We start from the raw sequence: 19,123 nt of genomic DNA on the forward strand, positions 1-19,123 counted from the left end.
TATTCCTTTTTTCATTGGGGGATTCATGCCTGGGCGGTATATGCTATTGTGGCGTTATCCCTGGCGTATTTTAAATTCAGGAAAAAGGAACGCAGTCTTCTTTCTGTTACATTGAAACCGTTATTTTTACAGTGGACCGAAAGATGGCCCGGTAAGCTGATAGACATGATATGCCTGGTTGCTACAGCAATTGGTGTGGCAACTACCTTGGGATTTGGTGCTGTTCAGATTAACAGTGGCCTGGGATATCTATTTGATATTCCGGAGAATTTCTCGGTACAGATAATTATTATCTTCGTTGCCACAGCTTGTTTTTTGTTGTCGGCGGTTACAGGGGTAGACCGGGGGATACAGGTCCTGTCTAATATCAATGTGTGGATTGCACTGCTTCTGACGGCCTTTGTATTAGCCGTAGGGCCCACAGTGCACATTATGAATGCTTTTGTGGACACAATCGGCTCCTATTTCCAGATGTTTATCCGTATGAGCTTCCGGACTGCGGCCTTTGATGCAGCTCATCATGCCTGGATAGAGAAATGGACTATTTTCTACTGGGCTTGGTGGTTGTCCTGGGCTCCTTTTGTTGGTATTTTTATCGCCCGTATATCTAAAGGCAGAACCATCAGGGAATTTTTGACTCATGTGCTGTTGATACCTACGATGTTCAGCTTCTTGTGGTTTTCAGTCTTTGGCGTTTTGGCGGCTGATGCCTATGACGTTAATCATGCTTTGGCTCAGCTTACATCGGAGCAGGTGCTGTTTGGAGTATTCAACTCATATCCTTTAGGTATGACCTTGTCGATACTGGCTGTAGTGTTAGTGTTTTGTTTTTTCATCACCTCAGCAGATTCTGCTACACATGTCTTGGCAATGCTGTCAGAAAACGGTACCCTGTTTCCACAGGTTCGCACAAAGGTGACCTGGGGGATTATTATTGCTTCTATAGCAGCGATATTGCTGGCAGCCGGTGGATTGGGGGCTTTGCAGAATGTATTGATGATAATTGCCCTGCCATTTTCTGTGGTAATCATATTGATGATGGTTGCTTTGTATACGGAGATTCGTCATGAACAAAAAGAGATGGGGCTGTATCTAAAACCGGAAACTTACCCGGAAAAGGATGCACCATTCCGCTCTTATGAGGATACATGATGCCAGGGGTCATGCGGATAACCCAAAAGGCGCTTGGTAGAGAATATAAAATAATAAAGTCAATGGGAGTGGAATTATCTGCCACTCAAGAAAACCTGGCTGTAAACAGCCAGGTTTTTGTTTGCAGGACAACAAGGATACATGTTCCGCTTCATTATAAATCCTTTTTCATGGCGGTTGCTTTAAAGCTGATATCCATCAGCACCTCCAGCATCTTTTTGGTTGCCTTGCGTAAGTCAAGACTGATCCAGTGTTGTTTGTTCATGTGATAGGCAGGATGAATACCTTCTTCGCGAAGCAAATCCTCCCGCAAGGCTTTGGGAACCTTCAGATTGATTATGGTAATGGTTTTTTGTTCATTTAAACCTAGGCAACTTGCTGGTACATCCATAAAAAGACAAAACCATTTTTTGCTGATACGATGGCGGAATACAAAGGCGTCAATGTCTTCCCATGGATAATCCGCATCTGTTCCATAGGCACTTTTTATATATGCTACAGCTTGTTTTTTGGTCATGGTATACCTGCTCTCTGAATTTGTTATTTTTGAGATAAAAATCAACAGCTTTGAAGCTTACCTTAATAATACAATCCATTGTCCGTGGTGTATTCCCAGCCGAGGCGGTTCATACAATACTCATAAATTGGGTCATGGCAAGCTACTGCCGAAAAATTTGTGCCCTCGCTTTCGCTGTTTCTCATCCTCCAGGCATCACCAGGCCATTTTTGGAATTGGCAAACAAGTACATTGGTCAGCGTGTCATCCTCCACCTGCTTCACCGTTACCATAAAGCTGATGTAATCCGCATTATGTCCTTTGACAATAGTATCATTCATTACATAAATGTCATAACCCACATCCTCCCAATGGTCTACCCATATATCCTCTGCAGCACATCTTTGGGAAGGACTAAAAAGAATAATGCAGGCCACAAAAACAAAAAAGAATGCTATTTTTTTCATGATGACAGGCCTCCTTTTATAGGTGACAAATGAATCCATATTGATAGCTTCTATAAATATTGTTTTAATCCTTTTATCAGTATGGATAAATTTAACAATTTTTCAATACAAAACAGGCTGTCGCTGCAGCCTGTAGAAACAATCAGGATAAATAAGAGCGGCATCCATGGAAATAGATGCCACTCTTGTTTATCTTATTTAGTTTAGCAAGGTATAAGCTGTTTTTCTTGTCTATCAGGATGAAAAATAAGATTTAAATAGTGCCAAGAATATTTTCTCACCTATTAAATGGCGATAGGGACAGTGATTTTTTAGTAAGTTATCGTGTGGTGTCCTTGGTAAGAAGGGCAACATTATTTTGCTTAAAATAATCGATATATCGGGATGGAGGTGTTTTTTCCATAACGACACCGTCAAGATCCCGCAAATCACAATAACTTATAAGGGAAGCAATATCTAATTTGGAAGTATCTGCAAGCAAATATTTTTTTGCAGGTTTTTGAATAAGGCTGCGTTTTATTTCGCTTTCCAGTGGAGAGGCGTTTGTTACGCCATGTTCAATAGAGACCCCTGTACTGGCCATGAAGGCTTTTGATATGTTGTAATCCTTAAGGCAGTTTAAGACAGATGGCCCTACAAACGCCATGGATGGCATGTAAAGAGTACCGCCGGTGGCAATAAGGTTGAATTGATTTAATGCAGCTGCTGCATTAATGACATATACGCTTGCAGTTACGATTGTCAAATGCTGATGCTTAACCAGAAATGGAAGCATATGCATTGTTGTAGTACCGGAATCGATATAGATAATATCGCCATCCTGTACTAAAGAGGCTGCAATCCGGGCTATTTCCTTTTTTTGCTGGACATTGCGGTTTTCGCGGAGAGAGAAGGGCTCAGGTGATGAATGCTCCTGTTTTTTTAGTACTACACCACCATACACTTTTTTTAGAAAGCCAGCTTTTTCCAGTTCATTAATATCCCGGCGTATGGTGTATTTTGAAACATTAAATGTTTCGCAAAGTGTATTGATTGAAACATTATGGGTATCCTCCAATAATTCGCGTATCTTTTGAATACGATTAATTTTCATGTTTTTCTCACCTGCTTTTCTTTTTATGTAGTTTGAGGGATGACCAGAAAGTGTGCAAATGTTTAATAACATTATGCACATATTTATATGCTACTATTATACAAGGGTTTTAGAAAATGTACAAGGCTTCTTTCTGGGAAGAATTAGAGTTTTCAAGGTAGTTAAAATAAAATAGCTAATTTATATATCGAAATGAAATAAAAATTGTTGGCAAAAATAGGATTGACATGTGAACTTAAAAGTATTAAATTATAACCATAAAGTTAGCAAAATATTGTCAGCAAATAAGGGCTGATTTAGAGGAGTGAAAATATGGGAAATACATTTTTGATGCCACAGAAGATTATTTCAGGGAATGATGTAATCAGTGAATTAGGAGATCATATCAAGGGGAAAGGTAATAAAGCGCTGATTGTTACAGATTCTTTCATGGTTAAATCCGGTAACATTGTAAAGGTTGAAACTGCTCTCAAAAAATGCGATATAGCATATGTAATTTATGATGGTGCCAATACTGAGCCTACGGATTTAATTGTAGATGCTGGCCTTAAGGTTTATAAAGAAGAAAAATGTGATTTTATAATTGCCTTGGGTGGCGGTAGTCCAATGGATACAGCGAAGGCAATCGCATTTATGTCCGTGAGCTCAGGTAAGTTACGGGATTATATGCATAAATCTATTGATATGCGTGTGCCATATCTTGTAGCAATTCCAACAACGGCCGGTACGGGTTCTGAAGCAACTAAAAATACGATAATTTCTGATACAGAAACAAATGTAAAAATGTTATTGGGAGGCTCATCTATCATACCTGCGCTTGCTGTTATTGATCCTTCATTTACGCTTACGGTTCCGCCAAAGATAACTGCAGCCACAGGTATTGATGCTTTGACACATTCTATTGAAGCTTATACATCCCGAAGGGCACAGCCAATGTCAGATATTTTTGCTCGTTCTGCGTTCCAAAAGATTCATCAAAATCTTTTGACCTGCTTTAATGATGGTGACAATATGGAAGCCAGATTAAAGGTGTCAGAAGGGGCTTTGGAAGCAGGTATTGCCTTTAATAATTCATCCGTTACTATTGTGCATGGCATGAGCAGACCAATAGGTGCACTTTTCCATATAGCCCATGGCGTTTCAAATGCAGTGCTTTTACCTGCTTGTTTGGAATTTGCTGTAGAGGGAAATATAGAACGCTTTGCGGATTTGGGTCGAATGATGGGGGTTGCGGATATTAATACACCTGATGCCCAAGCTGCGCATGCTTTTGTTGGTGAAGTTGCAAAATTCTGTAAAGAATTAAAAATACCTACATTGGCTGAATTAGGTGTAAACAAGGATGAATTTATGGTTAACCTGGATAAAATGGCTGATGATGCGTTAGAAAGTGGTAGTCCACAGAATACCATGCGTATACCGGATAAAGAGGACATTATAGGAATATATAAGAAACTGTTCTAATTACAAAAGGTTATGACATACTTTAATGAATTTCGTTATATAGCCGGATGGAAATAAATGGATTCCATCATTGCATAAATCTTGTATAGATAATAGGAAATGTATACTATTAAAGGAAATAGGAGATTATTATATGCCACTTGTAAAAATGACCGAGCTGTTTCCCCCATACGGTGACAACTCTTACGCAATAGGAGCATTCAATGTTTCGGATATGGAAATGGCTATGGGAGCAATGAAAGCAGCTGAAGAATTAAAGGCCCCAATTATTTTACAGATTGCAGAGGGGCGTCTTCGTTATTCGCCCTTGAAATTATTGGGACCTGTCATGCTGGCTGCGGCAAAGGACTGCAAAGTACCGACTGCAGTTCATCTTGACCATGGAAGCACATTGGAAACTATTAAATTGGCCTTGTCCCTTGGTTTTACATCTGTTATGTTTGATGGGTCAAAATATCCCCTTGACGAAAATATTGCCCGTACAAAAGAGGTTGTGGAATTGGCCCATGCTCAGGGCGCCGCAGTAGAGGGTGAAATTGGATGTGTTGGCGGTGCTGAGGGCGACTATCAAAGTGTGGATGTGCTCGTAACCGATGTGAATGAAGCCAAAAGGTTTGCTTTGGAAACTGGTATTGATGCCATGGCGGTGGCTATTGGAACTGCTCACGGTAATTACCGTGAACAACCTCAACTCAGGTTGGACAGATTACAGGAAATATCTGAGGTAACAGAGTGTCCTCTGGTATTACATGGCGGAACAGGCCTGACAGCAGATGATTTCAGAAATTGTTACAGGCGCGGCATAAAGAAGATAAATATAGCTACGGCGTCTTATGACAGTTCGGCAACGATGATAAAGACCGTTTATGGTGAAAAGCCGAAGGCAAATTATTTCGACTTTAGTGATGCAATAGTTCAGGGTACCTGTGAAAATATTAAAAAACATATGTATATATTTGGTGTAGAGAATAAGGCGTGAGGAGGACTTGTTTGAATGGCATTGATCGAATTCGACCAGAATAAAAAACGGGATGTGGTACTCATTGGGCGTGTGACCCTTGATTTCAATCCAAATGAACTTAACCGTACGCTGGATAAGGTGAAGACTTTTTCCATGTATTTGGGTGGCTCTCCAGGAAATATGGCTGTTGGTATTAACAAGTTGGGTAAAAAAGTAGGATTTATTGGTTGTGTGTCTGATGATCAGTTTGGTGATTTTGTAATAAATTATTTTAATGATAGGGGCATTGACACCAGTAATATGGTGCGGGCAAAGCATGGTGAACGCATGGGCCTCACATTCACCGAGATTAAAAGTGAAACTGAAAGCAGCATTCTCATGTACCGCAATGAAGTGGCTGATTTACAAATAAGCCCTCAGGATGTCAGTGAGGAATATATTGCAGATTCAAAAATTCTTATTATTTCCGGGACAGCTTTGGCAGCCAGTCCTTCCCGTGAAGCCTGCCTCCTGGCAGCTCAGTTTGCGAAGAAACATGGTACAAAGATTATTTTTGACATTGATTACCGGCCGTATAGCTGGAAGTCAAAAGAGGAGATTTCCATATACTATTCAATAGTAGCGAAACTGAGTGATGTTATTATCGGTTCTCGTGATGAGGTGAACCTTACTGAGCTTTTACCAGAGGACGCCAATGAGCCTGCTGATCATGTACTGGCAGAAAAATATATTTCCTATGGAAATAAAATCGTTATTATAAAGCATGGGAAAAAGGGGTCTTTGGCGTATACTGCTGATAAGAAGGTTTATAAGGTGGAGTCATACCATATCAAGTTGCTGAAATCCTTCGGTGGAGGCGATGCATATGGCAGTGCCTTCGTATATGGTTTGTTGGAAGGCTGGAGTGTACCGGAGTCTCTTCAACATGGAACTGCTCATGCAGCTATGGTCGTGGCAAGCCACAGTTGTTCAGAGGCAATGAAGACTGTGGAGCAGATCGATGCTTTTATGAAAGAGCATGAAAATGAAAAGGTTATTACGGAGTTGGCCTGGGGGGATAGACTATGAGATTTGGACGTTTAGGAACAGAGCTGAAGCATGGTTATAATGCCATGACAACCCGTGAAAGTGATATGCTTATGGACATCGGATATCAGCTTTTTGATAATAATGAAGTAGTTGAATTTCATGATGATTTACAGGAAACTGCGTTTGTAATTTTGGTAGGTACAGTTGAGATTTCCTGGAATGACAGGACAGAAAAGATGCATCGTGAATCATTGTTTGATCAGAATCCTTACTGCTTACATGTACCGCATGGAATCAAGGTTGTAATTAAAGCTTTGACACATGGCGCAGAGGTTTTGATACAGAAGACTGTAAATGATAAGAACTTCGAACCTAAATTTTATCAACCTGAAGATGTACAGGCTGATGTTTTTGGGCAAGGGATGTGGAATGGAACTGCTGAGCGCACGGTGCGCACTATTTTTGATTATGATAATGCGCCATATTCCAATATGGTTAATGGCGAGGTCATAAATAGTCCGGGACGCTGGTCTGGGTACATTCCGCATAATCATCCTCAACCAGAGGTTTATACTTATAAATTTGACCATACACAGGGTTTTGGTGCCTGCTTTATTGGTGATAACGCGTTTAAAATCACACATAATAGTTGGTCAGAGCTTACAGGGGGATATATGCATCCGCAGGTTACAGCACCAGGGTATGCCATGTGGTACAGCTGGATGATTCGTCATCTGCCAGATAATCCTTGGAAAAAGACCCGTAATGACTTGCCGGAGCATGTATGGCTCAATAATCCAGATGCCGAGATTTGGGCACCAAAAAAATAAATTCGATAAGGGGGATAATAATATGGCAAAGACAATTCGTCTCACAGTGGGTCAGGCTCTTGTGAAGTTCCTCAATAACCAGTATATAGAATTCGATGGTCGGGAAACACCTATGTTTGAAGGTGTATTTGGTATTTTTGGCCATGGGAATGTATTAGGCTTAGGACAAGCTCTTCAGGAAGATCCAGGACATCTGGTTGTTCATCAGGGGAGAAATGAGCAGGGAATGTCCTTGGCTGCAATGGGATTTGCAAAGCAAAAACGCCGTAAAAAGATGTTTGCCTGTACCTCATCAGTGGGACCGGGTGCTGCCAATATGGTGACCGCTGCAGGTACAGCTACGGCTAATTGTATTCCGGTACTATTTTTACCAGGGGATACTTATTCGGATCGCCAGCCAGATCCAGTGTTACAGCAGATGGAACAGCCTAATAATTTATCTGTTACTACTAATGATGCCTTTAAGGCAGTCTGTAAGTATTGGGATAGAATAACCAGACCTGAAATACTTATGCAGGCCGCTGTTAATGCCATGCGAGTATTGGCAGATCCTGCAGATACAGGTGCAGTATGCCTGGCATTACCACAGGATGTAGAGGGTGAGGCTTATGACTATCCGGAGTATTTCTTTCAAAAACGAGTTCATCATATCGATCGACCTGTTCCGGTAGAGCGTGCTGTTAAAGAGGCGGTTGAAGTACTCAAGAGGAAAAAGAAGCCGCTGCTTATTTGCGGTGGTGGTGTTAAGTATTCTGAAGCCGAGCAAACTCTGTTGGATTTTGCCAAAAAATATAACATTCCTTTCGGAGAGACCCAGGCAGGCAAGGGGATTATCACTTGGGAAGAACCGCTCAATGTGGGAGGCATCGGTGAGACAGGCTGTTTGGCAGCTAATAAGTTGGCAAAAGAGGCTGATGTAATCATCGGTGTAGGTACCCGGTATACGGATTTTACTACCTCATCTAAATGGCTTTATCAAAATCCAGAAGTAGAATTTATCAATATTAATATATCAAGATTCCATGCCTATAAGATGGATGGTGTTCAGGTGCTTGGGGATGCGCAGGCAGCACTGCAGGCTTTGGACACTGCACTGGCCAAGACGGGATGGAAATCTGGGTATACTGATGAGATTAAAAAAGTCCGGGCTGAGTACGATGCTGAGGTTGATAGACTGTATCATGTTTCTTATACAGGTGACGATTTTATTCCGGAGGTAAATGATGACTATGATTTCAGGTCAGGGAGCAAGGAGTTTATAAAGCTAACTGGCAGCAGTCTGACTCAGTCGCAGGTATTGGGAATTGTCAATGAAAATATTGATAAAAATGCAGTTATAGTCGCCGCTTCTGGGAGTTTGCCAGGTGATTTGCAGCGGGCTTGGCGTGCTAAATCTGTGGATAGTTATCATCTGGAGTATGGATTTTCCTGCATGGGGTATGAGGTAAATGCTGCTTTAGGAGTAAAGTATGCAGAGCCTGATCGTGAGGTATATGCCCTGGTAGGAGATGCGGCATATATGATGCTGCATTCTGAATTGCCAGCTTCGATTCAGGAACATACTAAGATAAATGTTATTGTGTTTGACAATATGATGAATGGATGCATCAACAATTTGGAGATTGGTCATGGGCAGGAAACATTCGGGACAGAGTTCCGTTTTCGTAATGAAATAAGTGGTCAATTGGATGGTGGTTTTGTTCCAATCGATTTTGCCATGAATGCAGCTTCATATGGGTGCAAGACATATAAGGTACACACTGTAGAAGAGCTGAAGGCAGCGCTGGAAGATGCTAAGAAGCAGACAGTATCTACCCTTATAGATTGTAAAGTGTTACCAAAGACCATGATACATGGTTATGGTGACTGGTGGCGCGTAGGTGTTGCCCAGGTATCCAAGAGCAAAAAAATCCAGGATTGTTGGGAAAATCTCATGGAGCCTAATATTACCAAGGCCAGAAAATACTAATAACAAAGCAAGGATAATTTCGAACAATAAATAATATAATGAGGTTGGAGGGTTGTCAGATGGCAAATATTAAATTGGGTATTGCACCTATTGCCTGGACTAATGATGATATGCCAGATCTTGGCGCTGAAAATACTTTTGAGCAGTGTGTAAGTGAAATGGCCCTGGCTGGTTTTACCGGTTGTGAGGTAGGAAATAAATATCCTAAAGATCCTGAAGTGTTAAAGAAGGCACTTGGTTTGCGTGGAATGCAAATCGCTAGTGCTTGGTTCAGCTCTTTTTTGTTGACTCAGTCATATGAGCAGGTAGAAAAAGATTTTATTGCGCACTGTGAATTTTTAAAAGCGATGGGTGCAAGGTTTTGTAATGTGGCTGAGCAGGGCAATAGTGTTCAGGGGCAAATTAATACACCGGTATTTGCCGGTAAGCCGGTAAATACTGAGGAACAGTGGAAACTTCTCACTGAAGGCCTGAATAAGCTGGGTGCGGTGGCTAAGAAGATTGGGCTGACCATGACTTATCATCATCATATGGGGACCGGAGTTCAGACTTCCGCTGAAATAGACAGACTTATGCGTGATACTGATCCTGAATTGGTATTCCTGCTTTATGATACTGGCCATCTGGTGTGCTCTGGAGAAAATTATCTTGATATCCTCAAGGAATATTTGCCACGAATTCGGCATATTCATCTTAAGGATATTCGCATGTCAGTGCGCAATAAGGTTAAAGATGAAAATATGAGCTTTTTGGATGGTGTTCGTGCAGGAATGTTTACTGTTCCCGGAGATGGTGATATAGACTTTGAACCGATTTTTGATATTATCAATAAAAGTGACTATGATGGGTGGTTCATTGTTGAAGCTGAGCAGGATCCTGCAAAGGCCAATCCGTTGGAATATGCTATTAAGGCCCGGAAATACATTCGGGATAAGGCCCATATTTAAATCATATACTTGATACGGCAAGGAGCCTTTTGGTTATATTGAGATTAAAGGTATCCGCCGCTTCGTGTAGTGATGAGCTATTGCTTTTATTTGAAATATAGATTGTATTCTTTTCCTTCTGCAGCAATAGTCTTCCTCAAATGACTCCTTTTATTTATATTAAACTAATTGTTGATTATTTCAAATGTCAAAAAGCGCTTACTTAAAAACAAGTAAGCGCTTTTTGCTGTGATGGAGTGCCTGGAGATAACATTGAGTGGAATATTTTCTTTTGAACAAGAAAAATATGAACAGGGGCGTGATAATCGGGCTTTATCCCAGTAGATAGCTGCTTGCATCACAGGAGCAAGATTTTAATTGTTGTAAACTCTATCGAATTTTTTTACCCAGGCATTATCACGGTGGTCATAGGTTCTTACTACAATCTTATGCTCATATAGATATAAGGAATTTGTATAAATATGTTTTTTATCAACTGCTGGATTGTGAATATTAACCAGGTTTTTATTGAATCGGTTTATTCTGTCATCGGCAAAACTGTTATTTTTCGGTGGCGTATGGGTATGCCCGGATACCCAAAGACTTCCTTCTGGGCAGTTATTTAGGATTTCCTGTAGTTTATCCGCTGGTTGGGCTGTGGTATGCGGGGTATTAATTTTCTTTTTATATGTTTGAAGTGTTCCCATTAGAGGTGCATGACAAAGGAATATTATCGGGCCATGCTGGTGCGCTGAGATTTCCTTTTTTAGCCAGTCAAGCTGCTGGGCTGATAGTTCAATCTTTAAATCACCACATGCATCAGGGGCCAGGTACAACAGCCTGTATTTGCCAATTGATCGACCGTAATACATGGCGGGTAAATGATATCGTTTGTTAAAGGCCGCAAGTTTTGCAATTTTTTCGTCATGAGTGCCTATCTGTAAATTACCTTGTGCATCAGGGGTATCTCTATATACATAATCATGATTACCGGCAATTGCATACCAAGGCATTCTTAGATTATCAAGAAAGTCATCAACACAGGCAAATTCATCTTCGTTCCCATATCTAGCCGCTAAATCACCTAAGATAGCAGCTTCATCTACATCATTCCAGCTGTTAATGTTAGACAGCATGGACTGCTTGCTCTCCCAAACCTGTTGTTGGTCCGCAAGGGTAGTATATTTATTTGGCTTCCAGGGAAGATGAAGGTCACTAAGTAACAGAATATGATAAGGATCCGATTTTAGATTGCCTGATGCAAAGGATTTAAAAGGGCGCAAAATATAGTCAGCTGTTATTAATCCGGCTGAACAGAACATCCATTTTAAAAAATCCCGTCGTAGCATGATATTACCTCCTTGCAATAGATGATAATTATATGTATTGATTTATGTGCTGATTTCAAGCATTACTCAACAAACAATATATTTTACATTAAGATTTTTTTAAGAATTCGCCGTGGTTGCAATGGGATATAAGTTGTTGGGCGGCTTTGTGAAAAAAGAACCAGTCAAGTGTATTGTACTGACTGGTAATAACAAAATATAAAATGAGGAAGTATTAAAATGTTGGAGTATTAAATAGTTATTATTTAAATATTCATTAATATGAATGAATACCTGATACCTTGAAAAAAAGGCTCGCTACGCGGTGTTGGATTGGAGAAATGCTTGATTTTATTTATTTTGTTTTATTTCCTGCAGCCGTGTAGCAGGCCAGTGTTTCATACAATAGAATTCTGATATGAATTAAAGCCCATAGGACTCACGTATTTCACTGAGTTTTACAGGACGATGCTCATTCATGGATTTTTTTGCAGCCAAGCCAATAAGAACAGGCTGTAATCCATCATTGGCATTCACCGGGACAGCTTTGTCATTGACAATGGCATCGACAAATTGTTCAACTTCACTGGCATAGGCCTGCATGTAGCGTTCCAGGAAAAAGAACATAGGCTTTTCAGCGATTACACCATCTTTTCCACTAAACACAGCATTTGAACCGGTATCATTGGATATGGATATACATCCTTTATCACCAAAAACTTCTGCCCGTTGATCATATCCATAGCATGATGCACGACAGTTATCAATGACGGCTGTTGCCCCATTGGAAAGTCTTAGTGTGATAATTGCAGTATCTACATCACCTGCTTCGCCAATTTTTGGATCAACAGTTACAGAGCCTTCGGCGTATACTTCTTCAACTTCTGAGCCTGAAAGGAAGCGGACCATATCGAAATCGTGAATTGTCATATCCAGGAAAATTCCACCGGATGTTTTTACATAATCTATGGAAGGTGGTTCCGGATCACGGGATGTAATTTTAATAATCTGCTGCTTGCCTATTTTTCCTGCGGCTACAGCTTCGTGAATTGCCTTAAAGTTGTGGTCAAACCGCCGATTAAATCCAACCTGATATTTTTTTCCGCTTTCCTTGACCACATCCAATACTTCTTTGATTTTGTTTACATCATGGTCAATCGGCTTTTCGCAAAATACATGCTTACCTGCCTTCAAAGCCTCAATGGATAGTGGAGAATGCTGATCAGTAGAAGCGCAAATAAGAACAGCTTCTATTGATGCGTCTGAGAGAATCTTTTTATAATCGGTATAACATTCTTCAATGCCCATGGATTTTGCCCAAGCTTTTGTCTGATCGTTAAGGAATGGATCAGCTATTGCTTTGACACGAGCATCCTGCACATATTTTGTGATGCTTTCACCGTGGACACGGCCAATGCGGCCTGCACCAATAATTCCAATGTTAATCATGTTTTATAAACCGCCTTTCAAATTAATAATATATGCTGATCAGCCATTATGCTGATGTAGCCATTTTAAAGAGTGTTTATCCTAAAGGATCGATAGGACTATTATAAGTGGAACATGGTTATAAAACCTATAAAATATTGCTAAAAAAGCTGGAGTACAATTTTGTTATTGTCGCCATGTTTTTCGATAGCGCCCTGGTGGCATACCGACAATAGAATTAAAAACGGCCTGAAAATAATTTGAATTGTTATATCCACACCGTAGGGCTATATCAGTTATGGTATAGCCTGTATTAATCAGGAGATTTTGCGACTCGCCAATCCTTCTCCTGATCATATATTGTATAGGAGAATAACCTACAACTTTTTTGAAGGTATGGGACATATAATATGGATTAATATGTAGGGCAGCTGCAATATCACTTAATTTTAAATCCTCCAGATAATGTTCATCGATGTACTCTTTTATATGTAGTCCAAGATTATATTCCGGTAAATGAGCATTAGGTCGGCTTGAATGATTTATTATACGCGTGATGACAGTAAGCAATGCTGCCAGAATGTTATCTTGTATTTCCTGTAGCGATGATTTTTCTGGTACATCGGTTAATGTATCAAGCAGTAATAAAAAGTTTTGTATTAAAGTGAAGTATTCTTCAGCTGTCAAAACCGGTACCGTATCTTTATTTATTAATTGTCCTGGGGGTGACCCGTTAAGATGAAGGGCTTTAATTCCTATATGATATGTTTCCAGCTGAGGGGCTTCTTCTGGACATAGTCCGTGCAATATTCCGGCGTTGATTAGCAGGATATTGCCTTTTTTTATGTCATATATGTGGTCATCAATCATGTAGCGGCCATGTCCTGCCACGATAATAATTAATTCAGCTGTTTCAGGCTGTGACTGTAAAGTGTGTGCAGCCTTCAGTGCCTCAATGCCTTCTTTGCACACATATTGTAGCTGTGGTTGGGTATGAGCCGCAAAAATACTGTTACTTGAGATAAATTCAGATGATTGTACCATATATCCTCCTCTCTATACCTTTGTTTCCAAGGCATATAGGTTTTGATTCCTGCATATTGACTAAGACTTAACCTATTTATGCTTATAAATAAAAAAGAGCAAGAATTCAAAGGTTTATTACCGAAATTTTATCTATAATGGCAATAAAGAGACAATGTAATGCATATTTTATGATTAAAACTAAATGGAAATAAGCATAAATTGACCACCTATATATTAGCAAATCTTGCAAAAAAAAACTAGTTGTTTTTTGAAATATGTAAATAATTGCTTTTATTACCAGTAGTAGCAAGCTAATAAATTTTTTCAAGGGGACTAATTATAGCGCTGCCTGGGATATAGAGTTATTCCAACAAAAACGCTACCCGAAAAATTATTCTTCATTGAGGAATAATTTGAATAATAGCGTTATAATAAAAATAAGGGAGAGGTTATAAATGTTTAAATGGTTTTTGACAGGAGCAGATAAACCGCGTATTCAAGATGCGTCATTGGTTAAGAAAATGTATCATTCTGCTCGTATTCAGGCTGTAAGTGCCATGATTTTTGGCTATGGTATGTACTATGTTATGCGTATGACTTTAGGGGTGGCAAAAAAACCGATGATTGAAGCTGGGTTCACCCCTACCCAATTAGGCCTTATTGGTGCGGGGATGCTTATAGCTATAGCTGTTGGTAAATGTGCCAACGGTTTTATAGCTGATTATTGTAACATTAAAAAAATTGTACCACTCGGTTTGTTGGGGGCGGCACTGGTTAATGTAGTTTTGGGCCTGGCGGACAATTATCTGGTATTTCTTGTGCTTTGGTTTGTAAATGGTTGTTTTCAATCTATGGGATCGGCTCCGTGTACAGTATCCTTATCTCAGTGGTTTTCGAAAAGCCAATTAGCGACATATTACGGATTGTTCAATATTGCCCATTATGTGGGTGAGGGTATGACTTATTTGGTAACAGCTGTTATTATTGTATCCTTTGGGTGGCATGCGGCTTTTTTATTTCCAGGGCTTTTATGTGTGGTTTTGGCATTTATAATGTATTATTTTATGCGTGACCGTCCTGAAACATATGGTTTACCTAGCGCCAATGAATTTGAAGGAGAAGCCGTACAGGAGAAAAAAGAGCAGTCTGTATCTAAAAAAGAAGCACAGCTGATGGTGTTGAAAAATCCATATGTTTGGCTCTTGGGGATTGCCGCCATTTGTCTTGGGATTTCCCGCTATTCTATAAGCAGTTGGGGTGTGATTTTCCTTCAGGAGGATAAAGGGTTTGATTTGGTTACTGCAGGAAGTATAATGTCTCTTTCACCTGTTTTGGGTGGTATAGGAGGATGTCTGTCAGGCATTATCTCTGATAGAATCTTTAAGTCTCACCATTCTGTTACAACCATTGTTTTTGGTTGTATTATGTTTGCAGGTATATCTGGGGTTTGTCTTGTTCCGGCAGGGCAGCCATCGATGGCTGCATTGTGTGTGGCCGTATTTGGCTTTGGCTTGGGTGGTTGTCTTAGTTTTGTCGGTGGCCTTTTGGCAGTTGATTTATGTCCACGCAAGGCAACAGGCGCTGCTATGGGAGTTATTGGGCTGATGGCCTATGGAGGTGCTGCACTGCAAGATATTGTTAATGGCTTTTTGATGTCATCTGCACAAACAATTGTTAATGATCAGGTTTCATATAATTTTGATACGCTTATGGCATTTTGGATGGGCTCTGTAGCTGTCATGACATTATTGGTGGTACCAACGCTTTGGGCTAAAAAGGTCAATAAGGAAGAGAAACACGCCTGATTGGGAGGAATGGGTATGAATATTAATCAGATAGCCAATGGACCGTGGCTTTTGGCCCCAACGACCAATCAGATTACCCTGGCATGGGAGACAGATGCTCCTATGGAATTAATATTGAGCTATCAAACTGCAGATGGAGAAGCATTTTCCGTCATACCAATTATGGAAAGAGAGCCGGCGTGCCCGGATAATGATGAAGGTTACTGTCTTTATACGGCAGTTTTATCAGACCTGTTGAGTGGAGTGACATATGAATACAGAATATTGGATGGAGACCAAGAACTGCTCAAAGCCTCATTTTCTACACTTCAGGAAACTCCGGAGAAAATTTGCTGTGTAACTGTATCTGATTCCCATTTATTTTTTACACATGATGCGTTTTCGAATATGGTAAAAAGATATCACCCGGATTTATTGTTGCATGGTGGAGATATTTCCTTTGGGACAGGTTATCAGCATGAGCAGTATGTGAATAATTGGTTTAGCAGGATTAAAGATGTCTTGCGTTGGCTGCCTGCTTATTATATTGCTGGTAATCACGATGACGGAGTTTTTTATGATTGGCTTTTTGCAAAGCCACAGGCAAAAAGTGTTAATTCCCCGGATGGAGGATTTACTTACTCCTTTGATTATGGACCGGCTCATATTGTCATGGTCAATAGTAATCCTTGGGGCCTTTTTGAAATGAATGCTGCAAATTCAGGTTATACTGTTGATGACTTGATGCGGGAAAAAATACGGCAAAATCTTAAGTGGATTGAAAACGATCTGCAAAGTGAAAAATCCCAAAATGCTTCATGGCGCATTGTGATTACACATCATCCATATACGGATTCTTTTAATAATCGTTATATAGTACCACTTATTGAACGATGTGGTGTGGATTTGCTTATTGGTGGGCATCTTCACTATTATATAAAATCAGTCTCAGTAGATCCTGCTATAGGGAGCAGGACTGTACATGTCTGTCAGGGGAGTACGCAGGATCCGGCTGCAGAGTTGGATTATGGAGTGGATGATAAAAGACTGTTAGGTGATTTCCCTGAGGTTATTGCTATGGGGAATAATAATTATGGCATTCTAGAGGTATCACAGGAAGAGTTGGTTTATAAATTATATGGCTTTCAGGAGAAGGAGGAGGATAAGCTGGTCGATACAGTGCGAATTACACATGAATTGGCACATATTGAGCTGCTTAATCCTACTATGCGTTGCTTAGATACCACCGGAATGATGGAAATTACAGTCATGGCATGTAATACTGGTAATAGTCATGCCGCAGTGGTCTTGCCTGTAGAAGATAATGGGATAAAAAATAACCTTAATTTATTTGGGCCACCTGAGGAGAGTCGGGTGATAGTGTTAAAGCCACGGGAGAAACGGCAGTTGACAGCTTATTACCGGATTCGGGGGGCAGGGAAGCACTGCATTCGTATAATGGAGTCTGAACAGGTGGTCAATATATGTGATATGCCTAACATTACATATAATCATATGCATGCTTCTTTGGGGGATTATGATGAGGCTGATTGCCTTAGGGCCAATGTAGAGGCTGTTAATAATACTCATGATTATATTACAGCTGAGATACCGTTATATATTGATGGCATTATTCAGGAAATCAGACATATTGCTTTTCGCCCTAATGAAAGAGTTTGTGTGGAGTTTAGTTATCGTTTTGAACGAAGTGGAAAATATTTAGTATCCATTGGAAGCTGTTCTCCCAAAACAGTATATGTAAATGGTGGGATTCATGCTGTTCCGCTGGTTTGTGATTCTTCTGGGCATGGACACGATGCTTTTTTGCGTGGAAATCCCAATGTAATAAAAGAAAAGGGCAAAACATATGTAGAATTAGTGCATCCGGGCGATTATATTGAAATTCCTGCCAGCAATGAGCTCGTGGCAGAGGATGGATTTACTGGCATGGTTTGTGCCCGAGTTGATCGTTTGGCGGATTCCGATGAGATGAGTCATAATCCACTGATGGTTCGGGGAAAATCTGTCGGATGGGGAGCAACTTATTTCATGCGTATGGTTATTGAACGGAATGGAGGTTTGAAATGGGGTACATGCCATGATATAACTGAATATTCATGGCAAGGCGGAACTGTCGCTCTTGGAGAATGGGCACAATATACGCTGTCATTCGACAGGAAGAATGGTGGAATATCCTATATCAACCAAAATGCTGTGGCACATATATCGGGGATTGAATCCAATGCCAGTCTGCGACAATGGTCCACGGAACCGATTTTTGTTGGGTATTCGTATATTGGGCATGTGATTCCGGAATTGGGACGCCCTAAATATTATACTCATTTGCCTGCAGCCGTCGGACAGGTACGCTTTTACAAAAGTGCGTTGACTTCAATAGAAAATAAACAGGTGTTACAGAATCCTGAAATTAAGGGACCAAAATCAGAAAATTTGTTAGTGTGGCTGGATTTTAATAATATTAAAACCAAGGGGTGCCATATTACAGAATGGCGTCATCCAGGTGTATATAGCCGTGAATATATGGGCGAAAAGAAATTATGGTCTTTTAGGAAATTGACTGCTGTAGCTCACGTTCCGGTTGGGGCAAGCGTAATTGCTGTAGTGGAGGTCTCGGATGATCAGACTTCTGTTAGGGGGTGCCTTGAGGTGCAACTTACAGATGGCGACAATATAATTGATTTAAGTGACTTGCCGAGGGCACAGTTTTTGCGCATCACCACAAAATTTGATTCTTGTATTGGTAAGATGGGAATCGCTACGGCGGATGTTGAGGCATATGAAGTAGAAGCTGCCAACAAGATAGATGTTGCTACGATGATATGGTCTACCAAACCGTCATGGCTTAAAGGGAAAATGAGTGGTGCGGTAGGATTCAAAGAGGATGACAGATTGCGGGACTTCCCGGAATATACGGATATTATCCATGGTTGATATGTCGTTATATGCCCGCCAGCTGTTAGGGCTTGCGTTCCTTCATCATATAGATAAAAGCTGCCACTTTAATGTTGTTATAACGAGCTTTAAGATGTCCCCTTCCTCTTTAGGTGGGGGAAAACAAACTACAACAGCTGGCGAGCATATCTCCCAGCTCGTTGAAACGCTAATTGGAAGATTTTTCTTCTAAAGAAGAAAAATTTGAACAATGGCGT

15 protein-coding genes are annotated in these 19,123 nt (G+C 40.4%); 9 read left to right on the plus strand and 6 right to left on the minus strand.

Annotated elements, in window-relative coordinates:
- On the plus strand, nucleotides 1–1,152 hold a 1,152-nt coding region (locus tag K6C05_RS00760; RefSeq protein ID WP_296730377.1), incomplete at its 5' end, for a BCCT family transporter.
- A 154-nt stretch (nucleotides 1,153–1,306) separates the two neighbouring features.
- Here K6C05_RS00760 and K6C05_RS00765 read toward each other — a convergent pair.
- From K6C05_RS00765 to K6C05_RS00775, 3 genes are all read right to left on the minus strand, one after another.
- On the minus strand, nucleotides 1,307–1,669 hold the full coding sequence (locus tag K6C05_RS00765; protein WP_296730379.1) for an MmcQ/YjbR family DNA-binding protein: 363 nt from the start codon (nucleotides 1,667–1,669) through the stop codon (nucleotides 1,307–1,309).
- A 62-nt stretch (nucleotides 1,670–1,731) separates the two neighbouring features.
- Nucleotides 1,732–2,115 (minus strand): hypothetical protein, encoded by a 384-nt coding sequence (locus K6C05_RS00770; protein ID WP_296730380.1) that lies wholly within the window; start codon nucleotides 2,113–2,115, stop codon nucleotides 1,732–1,734.
- A 319-nt stretch (nucleotides 2,116–2,434) separates the two neighbouring features.
- On the minus strand, nucleotides 2,435–3,208 hold the full coding sequence (locus tag K6C05_RS00775) for a DeoR/GlpR family DNA-binding transcription regulator (protein ID WP_296730381.1): 774 nt from the start codon (nucleotides 3,206–3,208) through the stop codon (nucleotides 2,435–2,437).
- 312 nt (nucleotides 3,209–3,520) lie between these two features.
- On the opposite strand from K6C05_RS00775, the gene K6C05_RS00780 reads away from it, so the two are divergent.
- From K6C05_RS00780 to iolE, 6 genes are all read left to right on the plus strand, one after another.
- Nucleotides 3,521–4,672, plus strand: a complete 1,152-nt coding sequence (locus K6C05_RS00780) for an iron-containing alcohol dehydrogenase (protein ID WP_296730383.1) — start codon at nucleotides 3,521–3,523, stop codon at nucleotides 4,670–4,672.
- Nucleotides 4,673–4,805: 133 nt separating this feature from the next.
- On the plus strand, nucleotides 4,806–5,651 hold the full coding sequence (locus K6C05_RS00785; RefSeq protein ID WP_296730384.1) for a class II fructose-bisphosphate aldolase: 846 nt from the start codon (nucleotides 4,806–4,808) through the stop codon (nucleotides 5,649–5,651).
- A 15-nt stretch (nucleotides 5,652–5,666) separates the two neighbouring features.
- Entirely contained in the window at nucleotides 5,667–6,701 is a 1,035-nt protein-coding gene (iolC, locus tag K6C05_RS00790; protein WP_296730385.1) for a 5-dehydro-2-deoxygluconokinase, read from the plus strand.
- Nucleotides 6,698–7,492: a 5-deoxy-glucuronate isomerase gene (locus K6C05_RS00795; protein ID WP_296730387.1), complete on the plus strand. Its 795-nt coding sequence runs from the start codon at nucleotides 6,698–6,700 to the stop codon at nucleotides 7,490–7,492. Before iolC ends, K6C05_RS00795 begins: the two co-directional genes overlap by 4 nt.
- Nucleotides 7,493–7,514: 22 nt before the next feature.
- Nucleotides 7,515–9,461, plus strand: a complete 1,947-nt coding sequence (iolD, locus tag K6C05_RS00800) for a 3D-(3,5/4)-trihydroxycyclohexane-1,2-dione acylhydrolase (decyclizing) (RefSeq protein WP_296730388.1) — start codon at nucleotides 7,515–7,517, stop codon at nucleotides 9,459–9,461.
- A 59-nt stretch (nucleotides 9,462–9,520) separates the two neighbouring features.
- Nucleotides 9,521–10,408 (plus strand): myo-inosose-2 dehydratase, encoded by an 888-nt coding sequence (gene iolE / locus K6C05_RS00805; RefSeq protein WP_296730390.1) that lies wholly within the window; start codon nucleotides 9,521–9,523, stop codon nucleotides 10,406–10,408.
- 353 nt (nucleotides 10,409–10,761) lie between these two features.
- Here the strand turns inward: iolE and K6C05_RS00810 are convergent, their stop codons facing one another.
- The 3 genes from K6C05_RS00810 to K6C05_RS00820 form a co-directional block, all read right to left on the minus strand.
- A complete protein-coding gene (locus K6C05_RS00810; RefSeq protein ID WP_296730391.1) occupies nucleotides 10,762–11,709 on the minus strand; it encodes a metallophosphoesterase in 948 nt (315 codons plus the stop codon).
- Nucleotides 11,710–12,138: 429 nt separating this feature from the next.
- Entirely contained in the window at nucleotides 12,139–13,164 is a 1,026-nt protein-coding gene (gene iolG / locus K6C05_RS00815) for an inositol 2-dehydrogenase (protein ID WP_296730392.1), read from the minus strand.
- 165 nt (nucleotides 13,165–13,329) lie between these two features.
- Nucleotides 13,330–14,187 (minus strand): AraC family transcriptional regulator, encoded by an 858-nt coding sequence (locus K6C05_RS00820; protein WP_296730393.1) that lies wholly within the window; start codon nucleotides 14,185–14,187, stop codon nucleotides 13,330–13,332.
- Nucleotides 14,188–14,624: 437 nt separating this feature from the next.
- Between K6C05_RS00820 and K6C05_RS00825 the strand changes: the two genes are divergently transcribed.
- Nucleotides 14,625–15,974 (plus strand): MFS transporter, encoded by a 1,350-nt coding sequence (locus tag K6C05_RS00825; RefSeq protein ID WP_296730394.1) that lies wholly within the window; start codon nucleotides 14,625–14,627, stop codon nucleotides 15,972–15,974.
- Nucleotides 15,975–15,989: 15 nt separating this feature from the next.
- Nucleotides 15,990–18,905: a metallophosphoesterase gene (locus tag K6C05_RS00830; protein ID WP_296730395.1), complete on the plus strand. Its 2,916-nt coding sequence runs from the start codon at nucleotides 15,990–15,992 to the stop codon at nucleotides 18,903–18,905.
- Nucleotides 18,906–19,123 lie beyond the last annotated feature (218 nt).

The organism is Anaerovibrio sp. (assembly GCF_024697385.1).
Taxonomy (GTDB): Bacteria; Bacillota; Negativicutes; order Selenomonadales; family Selenomonadaceae; genus Anaerovibrio.

Bases quoted from the DNA above. Each gene is read 5' to 3' on its own strand.
- K6C05_RS00795 (WP_296730387.1), top strand. From the start codon at position 6,698: ATGAGATTTGGACGTTTAGGAACAGAGCTGAAGCATGGTTATAATGCC.
- iolD (WP_296730388.1), top strand. From the start codon at position 7,515: ATGGCAAAGACAATTCGTCTCACAGTGGGTCAGGCTCTTGTGAAGTTC.
- K6C05_RS00780 (WP_296730383.1), top strand. From the start codon at position 3,521: ATGGGAAATACATTTTTGATGCCACAGAAGATTATTTCAGGGAATGAT.
- K6C05_RS00810 (WP_296730391.1), bottom strand. From the start codon at position 11,709: ATGTTCTGTTCAGCCGGATTAATAACAGCTGACTATATTTTGCGCCCT.
- K6C05_RS00820 (WP_296730393.1), bottom strand. From the start codon at position 14,187: ATGGTACAATCATCTGAATTTATCTCAAGTAACAGTATTTTTGCGGCT.
- K6C05_RS00775 (WP_296730381.1), bottom strand. From the start codon at position 3,208: ATGAAAATTAATCGTATTCAAAAGATACGCGAATTATTGGAGGATACC.
- K6C05_RS00830 (WP_296730395.1), top strand. From the start codon at position 15,990: ATGAATATTAATCAGATAGCCAATGGACCGTGGCTTTTGGCCCCAACG.
- K6C05_RS00770 (WP_296730380.1), bottom strand. From the start codon at position 2,115: ATGAAAAAAATAGCATTCTTTTTTGTTTTTGTGGCCTGCATTATTCTT.
- K6C05_RS00765 (WP_296730379.1), bottom strand. From the start codon at position 1,669: ATGACCAAAAAACAAGCTGTAGCATATATAAAAAGTGCCTATGGAACA.
- K6C05_RS00785 (WP_296730384.1), top strand. From the start codon at position 4,806: ATGCCACTTGTAAAAATGACCGAGCTGTTTCCCCCATACGGTGACAAC.
- iolE (WP_296730390.1), top strand. From the start codon at position 9,521: ATGGCAAATATTAAATTGGGTATTGCACCTATTGCCTGGACTAATGAT.
- iolC (WP_296730385.1), top strand. From the start codon at position 5,667: ATGGCATTGATCGAATTCGACCAGAATAAAAAACGGGATGTGGTACTC.
- K6C05_RS00825 (WP_296730394.1), top strand. From the start codon at position 14,625: ATGTTTAAATGGTTTTTGACAGGAGCAGATAAACCGCGTATTCAAGAT.
- iolG (WP_296730392.1), bottom strand. From the start codon at position 13,164: ATGATTAACATTGGAATTATTGGTGCAGGCCGCATTGGCCGTGTCCAC.